Here is a 6,448-nt window from a genome sequence, read left to right as displayed (position 1 = left end):
TTGATGATTTCAGGATTGTTTTACAGGATTAAAAAAGATTAGAGAAGATATAAGCGGATAGTTTCGCTAAAATCTTCTCTAATCTTTTTTAATCCTATAAAATCAAAAAGTAACAATCCGGAAAATCATCAAAATCAGTATAATCCTGAGTAAGACAAAAAATCGCTATTTAGAACAGGTGCGTTCTGCTCTGCTCACCGCAGAAGTACCGAACCAGCCTAATATTCTTACTTTTCCGTCAGCGGTGGTATTTTTTACATTACTTTTCACGTTTTCCAGCACTTTGGCAAATAAGCCGCCGGCATTTACCTGTTCGTTCACCTGGGTCAGGAATTCATAATCCGGGTAAGTAATAGACAGGAGCCTTACAATGACTTTTTCCCCGCTGAGGAAAGGCTTGCCGTAGTCCGTAATACCTTCTTCTATGGGCAGAATAAACTGATTGCCGTCAGACACATTGGCATCGTAGGAGCCGTCTATCGAGAAGTTATCTTCCAAACGTCTCAGGGTGTCATTGCGATAAGAACGGATCCAGTAATAATCTGTGGTATCCTTAAGATCCTTCGCATAAAACCTGGCGTAGTAACCTTCTTTGCCGCTGATGGATTCTTCTTTCGTTTTGAAGTCGTAGATGATGGTATCAATTTCAGGCACTCTTTTGATACTGTCTAGTGCCTCGAAGGTTTCCCCTTTGTATAAGATGCGCAATTTGTAAGCATGTCCTATTACGCCAATTGGTTTATTGGTGGCATCATAGCTATACATTTTGTTTTTAAACAAAAACGGGTAAGACGCGCCACTGGTCAGGTCATATAAAGTGATTTGGGCATCATCAATAATGGGCGCCGGGTTATTATCTGTATATGGTACCGACATGGTGAACCTGATATTTTGCATCCCGGCCTCATTAGTGATCCAGGCATCCAGTACCGGATAAGAGGTGCCTTTCGCAATGTCCAGGTCTATCTTGTCTTCGCAGGCGGTTAAACCTGCAACGGCCGCGAATAATATGAGGAATAATGACTTTTTCATCTGATCTTGAATTTTGGACAATTAGAACTTAAAGTTGTACGTGATACCTGGGATAATAGAACCGATGATAGACAAACGAGTTGCTTCACGCTGGGTTGGATCATCGTCATTCTGTTTAAAGTAGATGGTGTAAGCATTTCTGCGGCCATACACATTGTACAGTGAGAACACCCATTCTCCCTTCCAGCGTTTGAGTTGTTTGCCTTTCAGGGTCATAGACAGATCCAGGCGGTGATAAGCCGGTAAACGGTAGTTATTCCGTTTTTCAGTACTGTTATAAGGAATGTCCCAATCCTGGAACTCCAGCCTGTTATCTGCGAAAGTACCCGGTGTACCGGAAGCAAAGACCCAGTTGGCCGACACGGAAGTACGTTTGGTGAAAGTATGCGTTAATACAATGTTCAGGTTGTGCGTACGGTCGTAGCGGTTCAGGAACCATTCATTCAGGCTGATACCAGGCGTTTTCCTTTCTGTGCGTGACAGGGTATAACTTACCCAGCCGGTTGTTTTACCGATATCTTTTTTAGCATATAATTCCAATCCGTAGGCGCGTCCCTGTGAAGGCAAAAGGTCTGCTTCGATCAAAGGATTCAGCTGCAGGTCGGCGTTGTCGATATAGTCCACCTGGTTTTCAGTTGTTTTATAAAACACTTCCGCAGATAATTCATAAGCATCGTTAGGTGCATTATAAAAATAACCGGCAGTATACTGATCGGACACCATTGGTTTAATGTTGTTGGTACTGGGGGTCCAGATATCCAATGGGGTAGGAGAAGCGGTGTTGGACAGCTGGTGCATGAACTGGCTGGTTCTGCTATAGGCCAGTTTCACAGCATGTTCGTCGGAGAAGGCATACCGGGCGCTGATTCTGGGTTCAAAGTAGTAATAACCTTTAATCCGCTCATTAGCACCGTATTCTTTCATGCCTATCAGTCTTTTACGGATACCAGGTGTGGTGTCTGCATAGTAATAAGCGGTGCTTTTACCTATGAACTGGTAAACAGACATACGGCCGCCGTACTGAATACCGAATTTTTTAGTAGGCTTGTATTCATGATCGAGATACACGGCCGACTCGAGTGCGTGTTGGTCATGCAGTTGCTGCACTTGTTTTACGTCCCCGTTCGTGCTGGTACCTGTTCCTGGTTTGAAGGTATAGTAGATACCCTGTACACCAAAATGAAGGCTGTTGGCCGAGTTGATATAGTATGTGAAGGATGGTTTTAAGCCGTAGTTGATGATGTTGGAAGTCCAGTCGTATGCCTGGGCGTCTTCAGGGCTCGTTTTCTTAGAGTCGTTATTGAAGGCGAGACTATAATCATACTTACTATAATAAGTAGTAAGGTTCAGGAACAGACGGTTGGTGAAAACGTGGTTCCAGCGCACGGTGGCGGTGCTATTCCCCCAGTTCATGTTCACATCTTTTCCAAATCCGAATACATCTCTTCCGAAATAACCGCTCACAAAGAGCGAGTTGTTTTTATCGAATTTGTAATTGGCCTTGGCAGTGATGTCGTAGAAATTGAGTTTGGTATCTTTCATATCTCCCTTTACAAAAGGTTTCATCAGCAGATCTATATAAGATCTTCTGGCGGCCACGATGAAGGAGGATTTATCCTTTACCAGCGGGCCTTCTACAGATAAGCGGCTGAAAATATTACCAATACCACCGTTTACGTTGAAGTTTTGGTCATTACCATCTTTCATACGTATATCCAGTACAGAAGAGGTACGACCGCCATATTCAGCGGGGAACCCACCTTTAATCAGGTTCAGACTTTTTACTGCGTCCGGGTTGAACACAGAGAAGAAGCCGAGCATGTGTGTGGAGTTGTATACAGGGGCTTCATCCAGCAGGATCAGATTTTCATCGCTGTTACCACCACGTACGTTAAAGCCGGAAGCACCTTCCCCTACTGTATTTACGCCGGGGAGGGTTTGAATGGCACGCAGTACGTCTACTTCACCCATGAAGGTGGGCATTTTTTTCATCTGTGCGATGTCCAGTTTATTGATGCTGGTATTGAGGGTGTTTACGCTCTTTTCCTGTTTCTGACCGTTTACAGTAACAACATTCAGCTGGCTGCTGGTAGCTTCCAGGCGAATATCTAACGTTGCGTTCTTTCTCAGGTTGACAGTTGTTTTATAAGTTCCGTAGCCCATATAAGAAAACTGCAGTTCGTGTTCACCTGCCGGAAGTGTCAGGGAGAAAAATCCGTATTGGTTGCTCACGGTGCCTACGGTGGTACCGGTTTTTCCAATAGAGATACCCACCAGGCTTTCTCCGTTTTGTTTGTCTTTTACATAGCCGCTTACGGTATATCGTTGCTGCTGTGCGGTTGTTGTTGGTCCTGCTAAAATGAGAAGTAGCAGTGACAGCAACAAGGTTGCCATAGTTTTCATAAAAATTAAATCCGTTTTATTATAATTTCCATTGCCATTCCAGCATGTGTATATATGACGTGGTGCAAATATTATACCCCTACGCAGATAAATAATTTTTTTTATAAATAGAATAAAGCTACCGTGGCGAAGAAAAAAACAGCGGTAGGACGTGCTGTTTTTCTTCGCCACGGTAGCTTTGGTAGTTGTGCAGTATGTTTATTTTAGTCCAGAATATCACAGTTGAACCCGAGCCGGGTTACAAATTCTATGATTGTTTGTTCCGCTAACGACTGAGGACTAACAACGCGTAATACTTTGTCACAGTCTTCCAGGTCAACACTACAGGCATTCACGGTAAATTGAGCAGAAATTGCATTTATGACATTGTTTCTATCCTGAACAGTTGTAATATTGGTACGGAATATTCCCATCATGGTGTAATTAATTTAGTATTCGGAATATTTTTATGCAAATTTGCTGCTGTTATCCCATATAACTGTTACACGAAACGGATAAACACTTATACGAAACGGATTATTTATGGGCATAGTTATTACAAATGATGCCAACGACGTACTGCTAACGGAAAGCATGCCATTTGACTATCGAAAAATCCGTTCCAGGGCTATTATAGAAGAAACCCAGGAACTGAAGCATGCTTTTGGAGAGGCCAGTTTCCGGGAATATTGCTTTGAAGGGATCAGCATTGCCAGTTGCAAGGCAGATGTATTTGAGAATATTCATATCCACTCGGAATTTCAGGAGCCCCGGGTAATGATGATGTTTATGGAACAGGGCGACATCAGTACTTCTGTGGAGGGGCTGAGTGATGATTTCAGATTTACCAGTCTGGAACACAATCTCATGTATAGTCCTTATGAATCTGAATCTGCCGATGTGAAGAAACAGCGGAATATCCGGTTCTTTGGACTGAGCTTTATGCCGGGCCGCTTCGTGGAGCTGGCAGAAAATAATGGCCGGGTATTAGGTGGGCTGGCTAATAATGTGGCGGGCAACCGCTTTACGGCATTGGCGGAGAAGTTCAACCCCCGGATGACGCCCCGTATGCGTATGGTCATAGAAGAAGTTCGTCAGTGCAGCTTTCAGGGAGGACTAAAAAAACTTTTCCTGCAGTCAAAAGCCATAGAGCTGCTGGCTTTACAGTGTGATCAGATCGAAACGGACCATTTTTCCGGCGGGCCTTTACAACACAAGATCTCCGCGAGTGATGTGGAGAAACTATATTTTGCCAAAGACCTGTTGCTGCAGCATGTCCAGCAGCCATTGAGCCTGGAGCAGTTATCACGGAAAGCAGGATTAAATGAGTTCAAGCTCAAATCCGGTTTCAGGGCCATTTTCGGTAATACCGTATTTGGTTTTCTGAACGATCACCGGCTGGAAATGGCGCGGGAGCTGATTTTGAGCGGCCATCAAAGTATGGCGTTGATTGCAGAAGAGGCAGGGTATTCGTCGCCGCAGCATTTCAGTACCGCCTTTCGTAAGAAATTCGGTATGAGTCCGGCGAAAATGAGGAGTTAAGAAGAGTACAGGACCAGTTATGATGCAGGTCCTGTACGATCAATGATACTAATAAGCCAGCGTAAAACGTTGTTTGATATGTTTAGGCTGTTCCAGTTCATCTATTAACGCGATCGCGTAATCTGCTGTAGAGATCTTGCTTTCCCCTTTATCGTTAAATACTACCTGATCTTTTCCCAAACGGAACTTGCCGGTACGTTCGCCGGGTTCAATCATCATAGCAGGACTTATGACCGTCCAGTCCAGATCATCCGTGCCCTTGATAACGTAGAAAGCGTCGCGGGTAGCGGAAGCACCTTCTTTCCATGCTGCGGGAAATTCGGGTGTATCCAGTAATTGCACACCAGGAGCTACTTCCAGGCTGCCGGCACCACTTACCGCAATCAGTCTTTTAATACCTGCTTTTTTGGTGCCATTAATAATGGCGTGTATGGCTTTGAGATAGGTGGCTTTGTCGTGTGCACTATAAGCGCTGATCACCGCTTCGTTACCTGCTAACAAGCCGGCAACTTCTGTTTCATTGGTCGCATCCCCTTTTTTTACGGTCAGATGTGGGTTTTGAACAGTGATCTTTTCCGGGTTACGAACAATAGCCGTTACTTCATGGCCTCTGTTCAGTGCTTCGTTTAAGATGGCCGATCCTATAAATCCTGATGCTCCGATGATGGCAACTTTCATGGTTTTTAGTTTTTATGATAGTTAGTAATACAGCGCGCCCGTGCTGATTGTTTTAATTGTTATAATATTTATTACAGTTTTTGACTAAAAAAATACAGATGATTAATCTGTAATAATTTTAATTGCAGTACAAATGTAGGAAAGTTATTGTAAACACCAAAGGAATTATTTTTTTTCATGTGGGGAGATGTAATAAAGCCCTGAATTTTTAGGGAGACAGCTGCCCGCAGGGGGGCGGATTGGCACTCAGGGCTTATTACCATTGGTTTTGAAACGGAATATCTTCTAAGGGGGACTGCCGGAATACCTCCCCGGTGGATGAAAACTGCCAGGTCCTTAAAACAATAAATCCCGTTGGGGAGTAAGCCCGACGGGATTTATTGCTATATAAAAAGGTATTATTTTTTTTCCAGCAGATAAGCAGTTGCCTTGCTGCTCACTGTTTTAGCCGCCGGCTGTACCATTTCTGTTTTAGCAGTAGGTGGCACCGGTGGTTGTTTGGTATGGAACATTTCCGCCAGGGTAGGCGCAATCACCAACGATACAATAGACATCAGTTTAATGAGGATGTTCATAGAAGGACCGGAAGTATCTTTAAACGGATCACCAACGGTATCACCGGTTACAGATGCTTTATGCGGCTCTGATTTTTTGTAGTAAGTTTCGCCGTTAATTTCCACGCCTTTTTCGAATGATTTTTTAGCGTTGTCCCAGGCGCCACCGGCGTTGTTCTGGAAGATGCCCATTAATACACCGGTAACGGTAGCTCCGGCGAGGAATCCGCCCAGTACTTCCGGACCGGCGATGAAGCCTA

At 44.2% G+C, this 6,448-nt stretch carries 6 protein-coding genes; 1 reads left to right on the top strand and 5 read right to left on the bottom strand.

The annotated features are described in order from the left end of the window. Positions 1 to 165: 165 nt before the first annotated feature. From VIP81_RS24205 to VIP81_RS24195, 3 genes are all read right to left on the bottom strand, one after another. A complete protein-coding gene (locus tag VIP81_RS24205; protein WP_331967417.1) occupies positions 166 to 1,032 on the bottom strand; it encodes a DUF4249 domain-containing protein in 867 nt (288 codons plus the stop codon). Positions 1,033 to 1,053: 21 nt separating this feature from the next. Next, positions 1,054 to 3,435, bottom strand: coding sequence for a TonB-dependent receptor (locus VIP81_RS24200; RefSeq protein WP_331967415.1), 2,382 nt, complete (start codon positions 3,433 to 3,435; stop codon positions 1,054 to 1,056). A gap of 203 nt (positions 3,436 to 3,638) precedes the next feature. Next, positions 3,639 to 3,851 (bottom strand): hypothetical protein, encoded by a 213-nt coding sequence (locus VIP81_RS24195; protein ID WP_331967413.1) that lies wholly within the window; start codon positions 3,849 to 3,851, stop codon positions 3,639 to 3,641. A 106-nt stretch (positions 3,852 to 3,957) separates the two neighbouring features. Between VIP81_RS24195 and VIP81_RS24190 the strand changes: the two genes are divergently transcribed. Further along, complete coding sequence (locus VIP81_RS24190) at positions 3,958 to 4,956, top strand: AraC family transcriptional regulator (RefSeq protein WP_331967411.1); 999 nt, start codon at positions 3,958 to 3,960, stop codon at positions 4,954 to 4,956. A 48-nt stretch (positions 4,957 to 5,004) separates the two neighbouring features. Here the strand turns inward: VIP81_RS24190 and VIP81_RS24185 are convergent, their stop codons facing one another. After that, the gene (locus tag VIP81_RS24185) at positions 5,005 to 5,634 is read right to left on the bottom strand and encodes an NAD(P)-dependent oxidoreductase (protein ID WP_331967409.1); all 630 of its coding nucleotides are present in this window, start codon (positions 5,632 to 5,634) and stop codon (positions 5,005 to 5,007) included. 398 nt (positions 5,635 to 6,032) lie between these two features. After that, on the bottom strand, positions 6,033 to 6,448 hold a 416-nt coding region (locus VIP81_RS24180), incomplete at its 5' end, for a sodium/proton-translocating pyrophosphatase (protein ID WP_331967407.1).

This window comes from Chitinophaga sp., assembly GCF_036566945.1.
Classification (GTDB): domain Bacteria; phylum Bacteroidota; class Bacteroidia; order Chitinophagales; family Chitinophagaceae; genus Chitinophaga.
This window is presented reverse-complemented; position numbering and strand designations above follow the sequence as displayed.